The sequence below is a fragment of the Micromonospora craterilacus genome (genome assembly GCF_003236315.1).
Taxonomy (GTDB): domain Bacteria; phylum Actinomycetota; class Actinomycetes; order Mycobacteriales; family Micromonosporaceae; genus Micromonospora; species Micromonospora craterilacus.
Genome location: NZ_POTY01000008.1, coordinates 1 through 13217 on the forward strand (window position 1 = coordinate 1; position 13217 = coordinate 13217).

A 13217-nucleotide genomic window follows, 5' to 3' on the forward strand; every position below is an offset into this window, starting at 1 on the left:
GGACAAGTCGGTGGTGCCGGTAGGCGGGGTACCGATGCGTGAGCGGGTGCTCGACGCGGTGGCTGATGCGGCACCCCGGATCCTGGTCGGGGCCGGGCCGGCCCCTGAGGGGGTACGGCTGACGCGCGAGCGGCCGACCGGTGGCGGTCCGGTTGCCGCCACCGCAGCCGGACTGACCCTGCTCGACGCCGACGTGCCGGCCGTCGCGCTGCTCGCGGCCGACCTGCCGCTGCTGACCCGGTCCGCGATCGGCGAGCTGCTGCACCATCTCGACCAGCCCGGCATCGACGGGGTGTGTCACGTCGACCGGTCCGGGCGGCGGCAGACCCTCTGCGGGGTGTGGCGACCGGCCGCCCTGCGAACCGCCCTCGACCGGCTCACCCGGCAACGGGGCGGTGAGCTGGCCGGTGCCCCGTTGCGGGAGCTGCTCGCCGGGCTCGCCGTACGCGAGCTGACGTGGTCCGGCGACGGTCCGCCGCCCTGGTTCGACTGCGACACTGAGCGTGACGTACGCCGGGCGGAGGAGTGGGCGCGATGACGGTGATGGACGACTGGCTCACGGCGGCCTGCACGGAACTGGGCCTCGACCCGGCGGAGGTGCCCGTGCCCACCGTGCTCGACCTGGCCCGGGACGTGGCCCACCAGGTGCTACGGCCGGGCGCGCCGGTCACCGCGTACCTGCTCGGCCTGGCTGTCGGCCGGGGCGCGGATCCCGTCGCGACCGCCGCCCGGCTCGCCGAACTGGCCGGCACCTGGCCGGTCGAGCTCGGCGCAGAGCCCGGCACCGACTGACCAGAGCACGCACCGACCGACTGACCAGAGCACGCACCGACCGACTGACCAGAGCCCGCACCGACCGACTGACCGAAGCACGCACCGACCGACTGACCAGAGCCCGGCACCGACTGACCAGGAGCCCGGCAGCGACTGATCCGAGCGGGGTGCCGGGTGACCAGTTCGGGGGTGTTGTCCGATCAGGGTCCGGGCAGATCCGTCCCAGCGGCTGGCTGGGTAGGGTGACCGGAACGGACGGAGGCGATCATGACGGTAGACCACCCCTCGGCACCGCCCGGCATGCCGGCGCACCACGAGTCGATCCTGCTCGACGAGCCGAGCACGGCCGACCTGCGGGCGAAGGTGACCCAGGCGTGGCGGGAGTTCGCCCGGGCGCTGGCCGACCGGCTGACCGGGCTGCCGCCGGGCGCGCACGTGGCCCTGACCCTCGACCCGACCGCTTCCGGCACCGACGACGCCGTGTACTCCGTCAGTGTCGACGTCGGGACGGACGGCCGGCTCGCCGCCCAGGCGGTGGGCAACGCGACCCTGCCCCAGGGCTACCGGCTGGACCGCGCGGCCGTCGCCGACATGGTCGCGCTGGGCTGGTCACCGCCGGGTGTGGTGGAGGGCTCAGGAGACCAGTTCGGGCTGGAGTACGCGGCCGCGGACGCGAGCCGGCTGGCCGCCCTGCTGTCGCGTACCCTGCGCGACATCTACGGCACCCCGCACCCGGCCTTCCTGGTCTACCTGATCGAGGACGCCGACGGTGAGGCGCTACCCGGTGAGCCACTCGGCACCGCCCGCAGCGAGTTCGGCCTGGGTCGGGAAATCGGCGCCGACCTGGAGAAGGCGCTGGCCACCACCGGTGAGGCCGGCGCGGACACCGAGGTGCTGGAGCTGGCCGAGCGGGTCCGCACGGTCGTCTCGACCATGCTCCGGTCGGACTCGGAGCGGCTCCAGGTCGACTCCGACGGCGACATCAACATCCGCGCCGGCTCGGCGATGGTTTTCGTCCGGGTCCGCGACAACCCGCCGCTGGTCGACGTCTTCTCCCCGGTGCTCACCGAGGTCGAGCCCACCGAGCAGTTGTACGTCAAGCTCTCCGAGCTGACCAACCGGATGCCGATCGGCCGTCTCTACTGCGCCGACGACACGGTATGGGCGTCGATCCCGGTCTTCGGCCGCAACTTCCAGCCCACCCACCTGATGCTCGCGGTACAGGTGATGACCGGTCTCGCCGACGAGTTGGACGACCGCCTGCACGGCGAGTTCGGCGGCAAGCGGTTCTTCGGTGAGGGAGACAAGCCGGGCCGGCGAGGCGAGCACCGCACCGGCATGTACCTGTGAACCCGGTCAGCGGACGTCGAGCAGGGTCTTGCCGATCGCTTCCCGGGCGCTGATCGCCGCGTGCGCGTCGGCCGCCCGTTCCAGCGGGAAGCGCTGCCCGATCACCGGACGCAGCCGACCGGCCGCCGCCTCCGCCAGCGCCCGCTCGGTGTACGCCCGAAGTTGCTGCGGCGTCGGCGCCGGGCGGGTCAGCGTCACGCCCCGCTCGGCGGCCCTCTCCTCGGGGATCCCGGCCCACTCGCCGCTGGCCAGCCCGAAGCTGAGCATCCGGCCACCCGGGTCGAGCAGCTCGAACGCTGTCCGCCCGACCGTCCCGCCGACCCCGTCGAAGACGACGTCGACCCCACCGACCGCCGACCGCACCCGCTCGACCCAGTCCGGCTCCCGGTAGTCGACGGCGACCCGCGCGCCCAGCCCGGACAGCAGCGCCACCTTGCGGGTACCGCCGGCGAGGCCGACCACCCGCGCGCCGGCGCGGGCCGCGAGCTGGACCAGCAAACTACCCACGCCACCGGCGGCGGCCTCGACAAGCACCCGGTCACCGGGGCCCGGGCCGGCCGCCTCGCACAGCATCAGCGCGGTACGCCCGTCGGCGAGTAGCGCCACCGCCTGGTCCAGCGGCAGTCCGTCCGGGACCGCCACCGGTGCGGTGGCGTCGACGACGACCAGTTCTGCGTACGCCCCGGACCCGCCGGTTCCGGTGACCACTCGGCGGTCGACCAGTCCCGGGTCGACGTCCGGCCCGACCGCGCTGATCACCCCACCGACGCCGTTGCCGGGGATCACCGGCAGCGTCGCGGGCGACGGCCCGAAGCCGGTCGCCCGGAACTGGGTTTCCACGAACGTGATGTTCGCGTGCACCACGTCGATCAGCACCTGACCCGGGCCGGGTCCCGGATCTGGCGCCGAGCCCGGCACCAGCATCTCCGGTCCGCCGAACTCGCGTAACCACACCGCCCGCACGTCTCCCCCTCGTCGATGGGCCGAACCCAGTCGACCACCTCAACCTTGGTTGAGGTCAAGGCGGGTGGGGCCCGGAAACCCCGAGAAACCGGGCCCCACCCGCGTGGGGAGGGAGATTCAGGTCGTTGCGACCCAGCCGAGGCGTCGTGCGGTGGCCGGGTCGGAGGCCAGCAGGCCCGCGTCGGAGACGGTCCAGAGCACGTCGCCGATCACCAGCGACCGGAGGATGGGCCAGGACGGCTCCCACCTCTGCCGGCCGTTGTCGTGCCTACCGGGGTGGTTCACCTCGCCGATCTCACTGATCGTGTCGCCGGTGACGCGGAGCAGGCGGATGCCGGTGTCGACCGGCAGCGCCACCAGGCCGGTGTCCGGCCGGTACAGGAAGGCGTGCGGGTCGTACTCGGCACTCGACCAGGCACCGGGCAGGTGCCACTGGTCCAGCCGGATCGGCCGGGCCGGGTCGCGGACGTCGAAGAGCGACGCCTGCACACCCTTGACCCGCCCCTGCCGGTCGGCCTCCTGGCCCACGCCGAGCAGCCGCCCCTCGGGCAGCGGGTGCAGGTAACCCGAGTAGCCGGTGATCTTCAGCTCGCCGGTGACCCGCGGTGCGGCCGGGTCGGTCAGGTCGAGCGAGTAGAGCGGGTCGGTCTGCCGGAACGTGACCACGTACGCGACCGGGCCGAGGTAGCGCACGGAGTAGATGCGCTCACCCCGACCCAGCCCGCCGACCATTCCGGTCGGCACCAGCGATCCGCCCTCGCGGCGCAGCACCCGCACGGTGGACTCGGAGGTACGCCCGTCGCCCCAGACGTCGCCCGAGGTGGTCGCCACCCGCAGATGCCCCGCCCACTCGGACAGCGCGTACTGGTTGATCAGCCAACCCGGCACCAGGCCGGCGGCGAGGTAGCGGGGACGGCCCGGAGCGCCGATGTCGAACTGGAAGATCTCGGTGACCTGGTCGTCCATGGTCGGCCGCCAGCGGTTGGGCTTGACGGCCCGCCCCGGACGCTGGCCGGCGAGGTAGAGGCTGGTGGCCGTGCCGTAGACGGTGCTCGCGTCGGCCGCGACGCTGACCGGGTCGCCGTCGCCCAGCTGGTCGGCGCTGAGGTCGAAGCTGAGCACGGTCAGCATCGACGTGCCGGTCATCCGCTCCGGACGGCTCAGCCGGTCGCAGCCGACCCGCCCGGTGTGTCGCTCTTTCCCGGTCGTCCATTCGTACTCCGGCAGCCACGCCTCGACACCGGCCTCATTGACCGTCGCCCGGTTGCCCTCGATCCGCTCCCGGTCGCTGCCGCCGGGGTCGAGCGGGAACCACAGCTGCGGCGTCGAGCGGACCACCACCCGGGCGGTCTCGCCGGTCAGCCGGGCGTCCACGGTGCCACCCTGGATGCGGTACGTGCCGAGCACCCGGGGCGGCCCGGCCAGGTCGACCAGCACCAGCCGCGTGGTACCGGGGGGCCTGCTCGTCCGGGCCCAGTCGATGGCCGCGTCCGGCATGTCCTCGGCGAGGACCAGGGCCCGGTCCCCGAGCAGCAGCAGCCGCTGCATCCCCCAGCCCAGGGACTGTTCGTCGCCGGCCAGCGTGATCTTCCCGGTGATCCGGCGGGTGGCCGGGTCCACCACCCGTAGCACGCCGCCGGTGACCGTGACGATCCGCCGGCCGTCGGTCTTGACCAGGTCCGGCTCGTCGGCGCCGGCCTCGTGGTTGTTCGTCGTCGAGTATTCCGGCCCGGCGCCCGGCGGGGTGGCGCCACCCTCCGCGAAGGCGAAGGCCCTCGCCACCGACTCGCCGCCGAGGGCCGCCCGGTCGCCGAGCCGCATCGAGCCGCCGTCGAAGCCGTACGGGCCGATCGATTCGATGGCCGCCGCGCGCAACTCGGCGAGGGCTTCGGCGCAGGAGTCGAACGAGACCAGGCTGGCCACCGGCACCATCGGCGGTCCGCTGCGGCCGGGCGTCAGCGGTGCCGGTTCGGGTGCCGCCATGCTGCCGGCGAGCAGGGCGAGCACGACCAGCGTGCTGCCGGCTGCCGCGGCCTTGGTTCCCCGTGTCATGGGCGGTCTGACGTTGCGGTGGCGCGTCCGGTTCCGTACCCGCTGCGGCGTGTCGCCGGCCCTGTCGCGGCCTCCGTCGAAGGCGGCGCGGGTTGCCCTTCGCGGCGGGTCAGCGGGCGGACGGGCCGACGCCGGGGGACTCGACCAGCCGGGAGAGCACGATAGTGCTGCGGCTGGAGGTCACGAACGTCTCGGCCCGCAGCCGCTCCAACGCCTCCTCCAGGTGGGCGATGTCGGCGGCCCGCAGGTGCACCAGCGCGTCGGCCTCGCCGGAGACGGTGTACGCCCCGACCACCTCGGGATGACGCCGCACCGCGGCACCGATCTGGGCCGGGGTGGTCCGGCCGGCGCAGAACAGCTCGACGAACGCCTCGGTGGTCCAGCCGACCGAGGCCGGGTCGACGACGGCGGTGAATCCCCGGATCACGCCGGCGGCGCGCAGTCGATCGACCCGTCGCTTGACCGCCGGAGCGGAGAGTGACACCCGGGTGCCGATGTCCGCGTACGAGGCACGGGCGTCGGCGACGAGCAACGCAATGATTCGCTGGTCTACGGCGTCGATCTGCAATGTTCCGCCTCGGGGAAGCAATGGTTGTGGCTGTTACTAAAGTTCTAGCGTACCTACTCTTGGTGACCGTGAACCAGCAGCGAGTGCCGCGAAAGCGGACATACCTCATGTGCTCGCCCGAGCACTTCGCGGTCGAGTACGCGATCAACCCGTGGATGGACGTGACCGCCCCGGTCGACCCGGAGTTGGCCGTGAAGCAGTGGGACCGGTTGCGGGAGACGCTGGTCGGCCTCGGCCACGAGGTGCACCTGCTGGTCCCCGAGGCCGGCCTGCCCGACATGGTCTTCGCCGCCAACGGTGCCTTCGTGGTGGACGGGACGGTCTACGGGGCCCGGTTCAAGCACCACCAGCGGGCCGCCGAGGCGGCCGCGCACCGGGCCTTCTACGAGTCGCAGGGCTGGCGGTTCATCGCGCCGAACGAGACCAACGAGGGCGAGGGTGACTTCGCGTACCTGCCGGAGGCGCACGGCGGGCTGATCCTGGCCGGGCACGGGTTCCGCACCGAGCTGCCCGCGCACGCCGAGGCGCAGGAGGCGCTGGGGCGGCCGGTGGTCTCGCTGCGGCTGGTCGACCCGCGCTTCTACCACCTGGACGTGGCGCTCGCCTCGATCGACGACGGCAACATCGTCTACTACCCGGGCGCGTTCTCCGCGGCCAGCCAGAAGGTGCTCGCCCAGCTCTTCCCCGACGCGGTGCTGGCGGATGACGATGACGCCCTCGCGTTCGGGCTGAACCTGGTCAGTGACGGCGCCAACGTGGTGCTCAACAGCGAGGCGACCCGGCTGGCCGGCCGGCTCAAGACGGCCGGCTACACGCCGGTGCCGGTGGAGCTGGCCGAACTCAAGAAGGGCGGCGGCAGCGTGAAGTGCTGCATCGCCGAGCTGCGGCACTGAGCCACCCAGCCCCGTACGACGATGGGGCCGGCCTCCCGCGCGGAGGAGGCCGGCCCCGTCCAGCTCTGCTCAGCCGAGCGTGGCCAGCTCGTTGACCAGGACGTTCGACAGCACCTGACCGTCACGCTGCACCTCGCGCAGATACCACTTCTGCTGCGGGGTACGCGGCTGGTTGAACTGCCACGCGCCGCGTGGGCTGTCGATCTGCCCGATCCGGCCCAGCGCGAGGTTGACCTCCTGCGGGGTGGGCGTGGCACCGGCCAGGCGGATCGCCTGGTCGAGCACCTTCGCCGCGTCGTACGAGGCCATCGCGTAGGTGGTCGGCGAGACGTTGTGCTTCTTGCGGTACGCCGAGGCGAACCGGCGGTTGGCCGCGTTGTTGAGGTCGGCGGAGTAGTTCAACGCCGTCCGGATGCCGAGCGCGTCGTTGGCCGGCCGGATGCTGTCCAGCACTGTGCCCTCGGTGAGGAAGCCGGGGGCGTAGATCCTGCCCCGGAATCCGCCGTCGCGCAGTTGCATGATGAACTCCGCCGCCGCCGTGCCGGAGTAGAAGCAGAAGACCACCGAGGGGTTGCGGCTGAGGGCCTTGTTGATGTCGGAGACGTAGGCGGTCTTGCTCGGGCTCGCGCTGTTGGACGTCCAGACCACCGGGTCGGCGATGCGCGAATCGGACTCGCCGAACTCCTGGCGGAAGCCGCGCAGTACGTCCTCGCCGCCGAGGACCCCTTCCGGCATGATCATCGCGATCCGGTCGGTGGGGCCGAGCGTGTCCTTGAGGTAGCGGCCGAGCGCCCGACCCGCCTCGTCGAGCACGTACGAGGTACGCCAGATGTAGACGACGCTCTGCAGGCTCGTGGGCGAGGCGTTGGAGCCGATCAGCGGGACCCGGGCCTGCTCGACCAGGTTCCGGATGCCGAACATGACCGACGAGTTGGCCACCCCGGTCATGGCGAGGACGCCCTGCTTGAGTAGCCCCTCGACGGCCGCCTGACCGGTCTTGACGCTGTCGCCCTCGTCGGCGACGAGCAGGTCGACCGGGTGACCACCGAGCCGCCCCTCGTTGAGTTCCAGGTAGAGCTGGAACCCGTTACCGAGCTCGTCGCCGATCGCCTTGTTCGCGCCGGACTTCGGTGCGATGAGCCCGATCTTGATCGGGGTGCCTGTGTTGCTGGCGTTCTCCTGGGCGTCGGAGCCGCATCCGGCGACGAGTCCGCCCGTACCGAGCGCGGCGAGCAGTTGGAGTGCCCGCCTGCGGTTCATCTGCGACACCGGGTTCCCTTCAAATGTGTTGCCGGGCGGCCCTCCGCCCCTTCGGCGTTCTACCTGTTCCGCGACGCTGCGTCAATGGCTATTGATCTTCGTGTAGAGACCGCAACGCGGTGGTTATCTGCGGCCAAGCCGCCGACTCCGGGTCGATGAGTCCGAAGTGCTCGCATTCCGGCAGCTCGACAAGGCGGATATCGGCACCTGCGGCCTGCCCGGCGGCCACGTAAGCCCGGCTCATCCCGACCGGAACCTGCTGATCCAACGTGCCATGCATCACTACGGTGCGTGGTCGAAGGGGTGTCAGTGATCGCGGGTCGGCGGCGGCGTACCGCTCGGGCACGTCGGCCGGCCCGCCGCCGAGCAGTGCGGCCACCGCACCGGAGTCAAGGTCCAGCCGGTACGCCTCGGCCAGGTCCGTGACCGGGGCGAGGGCGAGCACCCCGCCGACGGCGTCCGGTGCGTGGGCCGCCGTGTACAGCGCCAGGTGTCCACCGGCCGAGTGGCCGACCAGCAGCGGCGGCCCGGGCGCGACCTGGCCGGGCAGCGCGGCGGCGGCCAGCCGTGGCAGCGCGGACACCCCGGCCAGTACGTCGGTCGGCGTGCCCGGCCAGCCACCACCGGGTTGCCCGGTCCGGCGGTACTCCAGCTGGGCGACCGGGTGCCCGAGCGCGGCCAGTGCGGCGGCCAGCGGGCCGGTGTGCCGCCGGTCGTACTCCGCACGCCAGAAGCCACCGTGCACCACGACCACCAGTGGCCGGGGCGGGCCGGCACTCGCCGGCCGGCGCAGATCGGCGATCTGGTCGGGGTGCTCGCCGTAGGCGACGGTCACGTCCGGATCGGGCGCGGGCCGGGTCAGCACGGCTCGGGGATCGGTGGGCATCGGCCGACGGTAGCGCGGATCGCCACGGACCCGTGGACGGGTGCCGGTGGGAACTCGAACGCGGGCCGGCGGGCGCCGGCGGGGGCGGCTGGGTAAAGATGGATGCCATGACCGAAGTGCATTCCGCTGGACAAGACGACGAGCCCGGCCGGGACGGTATTGGGCACTCCGGCACGGTGGTGGTGGTCGGGCCGGACGGCCGGCCGGTCGGCACCGTGCAGACCGACGACGGGCCCGGCGAGGACCCGGCGCGCCTGGTCGAGCAGCCGGCCAAGGTGATGCGGATCGGCAGCATGATCAAGCAGCTGCTGGAGGAGGTCAAGGCGGCCCCGCTGGACGACGCCAGCCGGCACCGGATGCGGGAGATCCACGAGCGGTCGATCGTCGAGCTGAAGGAGGGGCTGGCTCCCGAACTGCGCGAGGAACTGGAGCGGATCTCCCTGCCCTTCAACGAGGACCAGGCGCCCAGCGAGGGTGAGCTGCGGATCGCCCACGCCCAGCTGGTCGGCTGGCTGGAGGGGCTGTTCCACGGCATCCAGGCCGCGCTGGTCGCCCAGCAGATGGCGGCTCGGGTGCAGCTGGAGCAGATGCGGTCCGGCCGACAGGCGCTGCCCAGCGGGCCGGCCGGGGCGGTGCTGCCGGGGATGCCCGGCATCGCTCAGCCGGGCGGCGAGGGGCACAGCACCGGCCAGTACCTCTGACCTCGGCTCGGCGTGCGGCGCGCAGCTGACGGTCCGCACGCCGGCCGGGTCACCGGCCGCGCCGGCTCAGTCCGCCCCGAAGACCTTCTCCAGGTACGCCGCCACGCCGTCGGTGGAGTTCGCCGAGGTGACCTCGTCGGCGATCGCCAGCAAGGCGGGGTGTGCGTTGGCCACCGCCACCCCCCGCCCGGCCCAGGTCAGCATCGGCACGTCGTTGGGCATGTCGCCGAAGGCCAGCACGTCGGTCGCGGCGATGCCGATCCGGTGGCAGTACCAGGCCAGCCCGGCCGCCTTCGTCACGCCGGCCGCCGAGATCTCCACCAGCCCGGAATGCGAGGAGTGGGTGGCCTCCGCCAACCCGGCGAGGGCAGCGGCGACCAACTGGGTGAACTGGTCCGGGTCCTGCTCGCCGGCGCGGGCCAGCACCTTCACCGCCGGCACCGACAGCAGTTCCTCTGGGGTCTCCACGACCCGGATCGCGGTGTTGTCGGCGTCCCAGCGCAGCGGATAGTGCGTCTCGTGCCGCATCTGCCGGCTGTCCACGATCTCCACGGCGAGGCTCACCCCGGGTATCTCGGCCCGTAGCCGACGGGCCACCTCGGCGAGCAGCTCCGGGGCCAGCGGGTCGGCCCGCAGCACCTCGTCGTTGACCGGGTCGTAGACCACCGCGCCGTTGGCGCAGACCGCCGGCAGTGGCTCGGCCAGCTGGTCGTACACCAGTTTGAGCCAGCGGATCGGTCTGCCGGTGACCAGCACGACCGGCGTGCCCCGGTCGCTGATCCGGGTCAGTACGGCCGCGGTGTGGGCGCTGAGCGTCCGGTCGTCGCGGAGCAGCGTGCCGTCGATGTCGGTGGCGATCAGGTGTGGCGTCGCGTCCATCACCTGGACAGTAGCCGGTCGAGGTAGATCGCCACCCCGTCGTCGTCGTTGCGTAGGGTGACGTCGTCGGCGGCGGCGCGCAGCGTCGGGTGGGCGTTCGCGACCGCCACCCGGCCCCAGCCGGCCCACTCGAACATCGGCAGGTCGTTGGGCATGTCGCCGAAGACCAGCACCTCGGCCGGGTCGACCCCGAGACGCTGCGCGACCACGCTGAGCCCGGTCGCCTTGTCCACCCCGGGCGGGCAGATCTCGATGAAGCCGAGCCCGGCCTGGGTGAGGGTGGCGAGGTGCGGCGGGACGATCTCCCGGGCGGCGGCCAGCAACTCGTCGACGTGGTGGTCGGCGGTCCGCGCGAACGCCTTGATCACGTCGCCAGCGAGGCACTCGTCGCGGGTGCGTATCTCGAACCGGTCCTGGTACGGCCAGGCCGGGTGGTAGTCGCCCCAGAGCGGGGCGTCGTGCTCGTCGGACGCCTCGACCATGACCGTCAGCGGACCGACCGTGGCCTCCAGGTCGGCCAGCAGGACGGCCAGCATCTCGCTGGAGAGGCGCTCGTCGCGCAGTACCACCGGTCCGGCCGGGTCGCTCTGGTCGACCACTCGGCCGCCGCCGGCCATCACCAGGAAGTCCGCGGCACGGATGTCGTTGCGGGTCAGCTCGGTGAGCCGGGGACCGCGACCGGTGGCCCCGACCACCGGGATCCCGGCCGCGCGGACCCGGTCGAGAACCTCATGGGTGTACGCCGAGACGGTGTCGTCGCTGCGGACGAGCGTCCCGTCGAGGTCGGTGGCGATCAGCTTGGGCAGGCCCGGGCGGTTCATCGTTCCTCCTTCGCCCGCCGCCGTCGCGGCCAGCCGTACCGGTCGTCGATTCGCGACCCGGCGTGACGGCGGGCAGCAACCGTACCTCGCGGAACGGGTCGCAACCATGGCTTCCAGGCGAATCGGGTGCCAACGGACGGCGCACCGGAGATGACCCGACCACCGGGCCGGACCCCGGCGGCCGGACGGCCGGCGCGAACTCGGCGGCTGGGCGGGCGGGCCCAGGGCGGCCGCGGCCGGCTCAGCTGGGTGGCACCTCACGAGCGAACGGGATCGTCGGGGTGACGGTGATGTCGGCCGGTTGGCGTCCCTCGCCCCGTTCGGTGTCCTCGGCGTGGCGGCGGGCCCGCCGTCGCGGTTCGTCCGACTCTGCCGGAGAACCGCCCGGCTCGGCCGGTGACCCGGCGGGCTCGGTCCCGATCCGGACGAGCGCGGCGGCGAACAGCAGGATGGCGGCGAAGGCCATCACCAGCCCCCGCCCGTGCTCGACCTCGAAGCCGATATCGCTGGAGTAGAACATGCCCCGCCCGGCCGTGTCCTCGAGCGACGACACGGTCGCCGCGAGCAGCGCGAGCACGCCGACGGCGAGCGCCATGCCGGCCACCCGGGCGTTGGTCCGCGCGGCAGCGGTGCCCCACATCGCAAGGGCCACCGCACAGCCGAGGGCGAGCAGGCCGACCAGGTAACCGGTGCCCAACCCGCCGATCTCGGCCACCCCGCTGGACAGTTCGAGCGGAGTCCCCGGTTCTGGACCGCTGTTGGGGATGGTCATCGTCGACCACTCGCCGAGCAGCGAGGCCAGCGCCGCCGCGGCACCGAGCCCGGCCAGCAGCATCGGCACCCGCCGGTCCCGGCCGAGGCCGGACAGGACCCGACGGAGCCGGCCGGCGGCGGGCGACTCGTCCTCCTCCGTGCCCCACTCGACGATGCTGGGGCCGTCGGACCGGTCGTCCTGACGGGGGATGGGGAGATCGTGGGTCATCGCTCGCCCTCTCCTCGTGGCCGGGAGGCCGCTCGCCCACCGGCCGCGGGTGCGGATCCGTGTCGAATCATGGCACAGCCGGATCTCTCCGCCGGGAAAGGTGGATGCGCGGGCCGTGCCGGTCGGTCGCCTGCTGGCGCCCGGTGGACTAGCGTCAGGTGTATGCCTATCCGTACCGCTTCCGCACGCTGGCAGGGCAACCTCACCGAGGGGTCCGGCACGGTCCGCACCGGCAAGGGCGGGCTACAGGGGAACTACTCCTTCAAGTCCCGCTTCGAGGAGGGAGAGGGCACCAACCCCGAGGAGTTGATCGGCGCCGCGCACGCCGGCTGCTTCTCGATGGCCTTCTCCAAGGCCCTCGCTGACGCCGGCACCACGGCGACCTCGGTGGAGACCACCGCGAAGGTGCACTTCGACAAGACCGACGCCGGCATGACCGTCACCCGGATCGACCTGGAAACCGTCGGTGACGTGCCCGGCATCGACGAGGCGCAGTTCGCCAAGCTGGCCGAGACGGCCAAGCAGAACTGCCCGATCTCCCGCCTGCTCTCGCCCGGCGCAGAGATCACCCTCACCGCCCGCCTCACCTCCTGACCCGCTCCCGAACCCGCGTCGATCTTTCGCTTCCGGTTGCCGATATGCGGCTTCCATGCCTCTTCGCAGCGGCCGGAAGTGCAAGATCGCGGGTTGGGTGGGGAAGAATGGTCCCGTGGCGGTCGAGATGGAGCGTGCGCGGTTCGAGGAGTTGGTGGGGGAGGCGCTGGACGAGGTTCCGGAGGAACTGCTGGCGTTGATGAACAACGTGGTGATCCTGGTGGAGGACGATCCACCGCCCGGGGAGAACCTGCTCGGCCTCTACGAGGGGCACGCGTTGACCGCCCGGGGCTGGGATTATGCCGGTGTCCTGCCGGACCGCATCCTGATCTACCGCAACCCCATCCTGCGCATCTGCGAGTCCGACGAGGACGTCATCGACGAGGTGGCGGTGACCGTGGTGCACGAGATCGCCCACCACTTCGGCATCGACGATGCGCGCCTGCACGAGCTGGGCTGGGGCTGACCCGCCGGCTGCCGGTCGGCCGGGGCGT

15 protein-coding genes are annotated in these 13217 nt (G+C 72.4%); 7 read left to right on the forward strand and 8 right to left on the reverse strand.

Features of this window, described 5'->3' with window-relative positions; genetic code table 11:
* The 3 genes from mobA to C1I95_RS02805 all read left to right on the forward strand — a co-directional run.
* Nucleotides 1–538 (forward strand): molybdenum cofactor guanylyltransferase (mobA, locus tag C1I95_RS02795; RefSeq protein WP_233513337.1); only part of this gene is annotated, 538 nt, incomplete at its 5' end.
* Nucleotides 535–792 (forward strand): DUF6457 domain-containing protein, encoded by a 258-nt coding sequence (locus C1I95_RS02800; protein WP_111212221.1) that lies wholly within the window; start codon nt 535–537, stop codon nt 790–792. The genes mobA and C1I95_RS02800, both read left to right, overlap by 4 nt.
* 249 nt (nt 793–1041) lie before the next feature.
* Complete coding sequence (locus C1I95_RS02805; RefSeq protein ID WP_111212166.1) at nt 1042–2124, forward strand: T3SS (YopN, CesT) and YbjN peptide-binding chaperone 1; 1083 nt, start codon at nt 1042–1044, stop codon at nt 2122–2124.
* 6 nt (nt 2125–2130) lie between these two features.
* Here the strand turns inward: C1I95_RS02805 and C1I95_RS02810 are convergent, their stop codons facing one another.
* From C1I95_RS02810 to C1I95_RS02820, 3 genes are all read right to left on the reverse strand, one after another.
* The gene (locus C1I95_RS02810) at nt 2131–3087 is read right to left on the reverse strand and encodes a zinc-binding dehydrogenase (RefSeq protein ID WP_111212167.1); all 957 of its coding nucleotides are present in this window, start codon (nt 3085–3087) and stop codon (nt 2131–2133) included.
* Nucleotides 3088–3204: 117 nt separating this feature from the next.
* Nucleotides 3205–5139 (reverse strand): beta-propeller domain-containing protein, encoded by a 1935-nt coding sequence (locus C1I95_RS02815; RefSeq protein WP_111212168.1) that lies wholly within the window; start codon nt 5137–5139, stop codon nt 3205–3207.
* A 109-nt stretch (nt 5140–5248) separates the two neighbouring features.
* A complete protein-coding gene (locus C1I95_RS02820; protein ID WP_111212169.1) occupies nt 5249–5707 on the reverse strand; it encodes an Lrp/AsnC family transcriptional regulator in 459 nt (152 codons plus the stop codon).
* A 59-nt stretch (nt 5708–5766) separates the two neighbouring features.
* Here C1I95_RS02820 and ddaH point away from each other — a divergent pair, with 59 nt between their 5' ends.
* Nucleotides 5767–6600, forward strand: coding sequence for a dimethylargininase (ddaH, locus tag C1I95_RS02825; RefSeq protein ID WP_199523581.1), 834 nt, complete (start codon nt 5767–5769; stop codon nt 6598–6600).
* 69 nt (nt 6601–6669) lie between these two features.
* Here the strand turns inward: ddaH and C1I95_RS02830 are convergent, their stop codons facing one another.
* Both C1I95_RS02830 and C1I95_RS02835 read right to left on the reverse strand, forming a co-directional pair.
* A complete protein-coding gene (locus C1I95_RS02830) occupies nt 6670–7869 on the reverse strand; it encodes an ABC transporter substrate-binding protein (RefSeq protein WP_111212171.1) in 1200 nt (399 codons plus the stop codon).
* A 79-nt stretch (nt 7870–7948) separates the two neighbouring features.
* Nucleotides 7949–8746, reverse strand: a complete 798-nt coding sequence (locus C1I95_RS02835; protein ID WP_111212172.1) for an alpha/beta hydrolase family protein — start codon at nt 8744–8746, stop codon at nt 7949–7951.
* A 98-nt stretch (nt 8747–8844) separates the two neighbouring features.
* Here C1I95_RS02835 and C1I95_RS02840 point away from each other — a divergent pair, with 98 nt between their 5' ends.
* Entirely contained in the window at nt 8845–9447 is a 603-nt protein-coding gene (locus C1I95_RS02840) for a bacterial proteasome activator family protein (RefSeq protein WP_111212222.1), read from the forward strand.
* Between the two features lie 66 nt (nt 9448–9513).
* Here C1I95_RS02840 and C1I95_RS02845 read toward each other — a convergent pair whose 3' ends face one another.
* The 3 genes from C1I95_RS02845 to C1I95_RS02855 all read right to left on the reverse strand — a co-directional run bounded on the left by C1I95_RS02845 (nt 9514) and on the right by C1I95_RS02855 (nt 12129).
* Nucleotides 9514–10326 carry an HAD family hydrolase gene (locus tag C1I95_RS02845; protein WP_111212173.1) on the reverse strand — a complete coding sequence of 271 codons (813 nt, stop codon included), beginning with the start codon at nt 10324–10326 and terminating at the stop codon, nt 9514–9516.
* A complete protein-coding gene (locus C1I95_RS02850; RefSeq protein ID WP_111212174.1) occupies nt 10326–11147 on the reverse strand; it encodes an HAD family hydrolase in 822 nt (273 codons plus the stop codon). Before C1I95_RS02850 ends, C1I95_RS02845 begins: the two co-directional genes overlap by 1 nt.
* A gap of 241 nt (nt 11148–11388) precedes the next feature.
* Entirely contained in the window at nt 11389–12129 is a 741-nt protein-coding gene (locus C1I95_RS02855) for a hypothetical protein (protein WP_111212175.1), read from the reverse strand.
* Nucleotides 12130–12291: 162 nt separating this feature from the next.
* On the opposite strand from C1I95_RS02855, the gene C1I95_RS02860 reads away from it, so the two are divergent.
* Both C1I95_RS02860 and C1I95_RS02865 read left to right on the forward strand, forming a co-directional pair.
* Complete coding sequence (locus tag C1I95_RS02860) at nt 12292–12723, forward strand: OsmC family protein (protein WP_111212176.1); 432 nt, start codon at nt 12292–12294, stop codon at nt 12721–12723.
* A 127-nt stretch (nt 12724–12850) separates the two neighbouring features.
* Complete coding sequence (locus tag C1I95_RS02865; protein ID WP_111212223.1) at nt 12851–13189, forward strand: metallopeptidase family protein; 339 nt, start codon at nt 12851–12853, stop codon at nt 13187–13189.
* Nucleotides 13190–13217 lie beyond the last annotated feature (28 nt).

What these genes read in the sequence shown, in the direction of transcription:
- C1I95_RS02850 (WP_111212174.1), bottom strand. Translation starts at nt 11,147, where the DNA reads ATGAACCGCCCGGGCCTGCCCAAGCTGATCGCCACCGACCTCGACGGG.
- C1I95_RS02845 (WP_111212173.1), bottom strand. Translation starts at nt 10,326, where the DNA reads ATGGACGCGACGCCACACCTGATCGCCACCGACATCGACGGCACGCTG.
- C1I95_RS02815 (WP_111212168.1), bottom strand. Translation starts at nt 5,139, where the DNA reads ATGACACGGGGAACCAAGGCCGCGGCAGCCGGCAGCACGCTGGTCGTG.
- C1I95_RS02840 (WP_111212222.1), top strand. Translation starts at nt 8,845, where the DNA reads ATGGATGCCATGACCGAAGTGCATTCCGCTGGACAAGACGACGAGCCC.
- C1I95_RS02800 (WP_111212221.1), top strand. Translation starts at nt 535, where the DNA reads ATGACGGTGATGGACGACTGGCTCACGGCGGCCTGCACGGAACTGGGC.
- C1I95_RS02865 (WP_111212223.1), top strand. Translation starts at nt 12,851, where the DNA reads ATGGAGCGTGCGCGGTTCGAGGAGTTGGTGGGGGAGGCGCTGGACGAG.
- C1I95_RS02835 (WP_111212172.1), bottom strand. Translation starts at nt 8,746, where the DNA reads ATGCCCACCGATCCCCGAGCCGTGCTGACCCGGCCCGCGCCCGATCCG.
- C1I95_RS02805 (WP_111212166.1), top strand. Translation starts at nt 1,042, where the DNA reads ATGACGGTAGACCACCCCTCGGCACCGCCCGGCATGCCGGCGCACCAC.
- C1I95_RS02860 (WP_111212176.1), top strand. Translation starts at nt 12,292, where the DNA reads ATGCCTATCCGTACCGCTTCCGCACGCTGGCAGGGCAACCTCACCGAG.
- C1I95_RS02855 (WP_111212175.1), bottom strand. Translation starts at nt 12,129, where the DNA reads ATGACCCACGATCTCCCCATCCCCCGTCAGGACGACCGGTCCGACGGC.